The following is a 1,403-nucleotide window of genomic DNA, read 5'->3' as shown; positions in this document are numbered from 1 at the left end:
GCCGCGCAGCGTGATGTGGCTATCGGGCCAGTGGCTGCGGATGCGGCGGATCAGGCGGCGGACGTGACCCGCCGTCTCGGCCCCCGAGGGCGTCTTGCCGGTGCGCAGCAGCATCGCCACCGGGCGCCCGGTGGCGGTATCGTAGACATGGATCAGCAGAAAGCAGCGCTCGCCATAATGGCCGTTCCAGAACGACAGTTGCTGGCCGCCGTGAACGATATCGACCGTCTCATCGATATCGAGCGTCACCGCAGCTGGCGGCGCGGGATAGCTCGCACAGTAAAGATCGACGAGCGCGCCCGTCATCCGCACCAGTTCGCGCGTAGTCGGCGCATTCTCCCAGCGGCTCATGGTCGGCTGGCTCGCCAGGCCGATCGCACCGCCCGGAAGCTTGCCCAGCGCGAGCTTGAACCCGGGATCATGGCGCAGCGTGTCGAGGTCATCGGCATCTTCATAGCCGCACGCGATCGCCAGCATGCGAGCGCGCAGAATGTCGCCGAGATCATGGGCGACGCGGGCTCGGTCGCGAGGGTCGGTGATGCAGGCGGCAAGCCGCTCAGCTATCCCCAGCCGCTGCTCCGCCTGCGCCAGCAGCAATACCCCGCCGTCCGAGGTCAGCCGACCGCCATCGAACGCCGCAGTCACTTTCTTGCGGCAAATCGCTGGGAATGAGAAACGCGGTGCGCTATCTTCTGCCATCGCGGGCGTGACACTTTCTGTCCGGCGTAGAGGGATGATTTAAGCACCCTTTCCCTATGCCAGATCAGATAGTTATGCCACGTCCGCCAACCCGGTCCTATCCTACCGGTGAATAAGACGGGCTGGATTGATCGTGACGGATGAGTCCTTCTTGAGGGTTCCGCCTGGCGCTGCATTGTGCGACCAAGGGGTATGCGTAGCGGTGTCACATTCGTCGTCACGGCACCGGATCGGGCGCGGCTTGAGGCCCTCGTTTCGGCACGTGGGTCCCCGCAGAAGCACGTATGGCGGGCACGAATCATCTTTCTGACGGACGACGGGCTTGGCACCGTTGCGATCATAGCGGAGACGGGCAAGTCGAAGACGTGCGTTTGGCGCTGGCAGGAGCGGTACATGGCCGAAGGTGTCGATGGTCTGCTCCGCGACAAAACCCGCCCTCCTGGCATCGCGCCGCTCGAGACGACGCTCGTCGACCAGGTTGTGGCGTTGACGCTCGAGCCGCATCACCACTTCGTCTGGCACATCGACGCAAATCCGCCGGTGTGTAGTCGCGCCGAACGCCAACCGCTGCCGCCATCGCTAGTGCAGCGAGTCAGACGGAAGATGCAGGCAGTCTGGCGAGCTTGTCGAGGATTTGAGCGGCGGGCTTGGTCCAGACGAAGGGCTTTGGGTCGGCGTTGTGTTCCTTGAGGTAGCGATTGATG

Annotated in this window: 1 protein-coding gene and 2 pseudogenes; 1 reads left to right on the top strand and 2 read right to left on the bottom strand. The window is 64.0% G+C overall.

Annotation, left to right across the window (positions count from 1 at the left end; all coding sequences use genetic code 11):
- Positions 1–699 (bottom strand): IS1380 family transposase (locus tag EWE75_RS24580; protein WP_130160631.1); only part of this gene is annotated, 699 nt, incomplete at its 3' end.
- A gap of 192 nt (positions 700–891) precedes the next feature.
- Between EWE75_RS24580 and EWE75_RS24575 the strand changes: the two are divergent.
- Positions 892–1,197 (top strand): annotated as a pseudogene (locus tag EWE75_RS24575) (helix-turn-helix domain-containing protein); the annotation flags it as partial.
- A gap of 94 nt (positions 1,198–1,291) precedes the next feature.
- Here EWE75_RS24575 and EWE75_RS25975 read toward each other — a convergent pair.
- Positions 1,292–1,403, bottom strand: a pseudogene (locus EWE75_RS25975) (IS630 family transposase); the annotation flags it as partial.

The organism is Sphingomonas populi (assembly GCF_004208535.1).
GTDB classification, from domain to species: Bacteria; Pseudomonadota; Alphaproteobacteria; order Sphingomonadales; family Sphingomonadaceae; genus Sphingomonas; species Sphingomonas populi.
The sequence above is the reverse complement of the archived record's forward strand: the minus strand, read 5'-3'. Positions and strand labels throughout refer to the sequence as shown.